Source organism: Prevotella sp. AM23-5, assembly GCF_003473645.1.
Classification (GTDB): domain Bacteria; phylum Bacteroidota; class Bacteroidia; order Bacteroidales; family Bacteroidaceae; genus Prevotella; species Prevotella copri_A.
Genome location: NZ_QUCG01000180.1, coordinates 617 through 949, shown reverse-complemented (window position 1 = coordinate 949; position 333 = coordinate 617). Strand labels below are relative to the sequence as shown.

The window sequence follows — 333 nt, the reverse complement described above, 5'->3', positions numbered from 1 at the left end:
CAAGGCATCAGAAAATTAAAGCAAAAGTTTAACCCTTAGCAGATTTATTATGGACAAGTTTGAAAAAATACTGGATATCATCGACCATCAGGAGAAGTATTCTGATGAGGAGATTCGTGAAATATTGCAGGATGAGGAATGCCGAAAACTCTATCAGACGATGGTGGAAGTGGATTCTGCACTTGAAAAAACCTCTCCTATTATTAATATAGATGAGGAATGGGAGAAATTCAGCCAGGAGCATCAACTTCAGGAAAAAGCAACTCATCCTATAACTTCCTGGCGTAAGCTGGCAGCATCCATCGCCGGTTTTGTCTTGATTTCGGGTATTGC

Annotated in this window: 1 pseudogene; it reads left to right on the top strand. The window is 40.2% G+C overall.

From position 1 onward, the window contains the following. Positions 1-49 precede the first annotated feature (49 nt). Positions 50-333, top strand: a pseudogene (locus tag DW657_RS17455) (hypothetical protein); the annotation flags it as partial.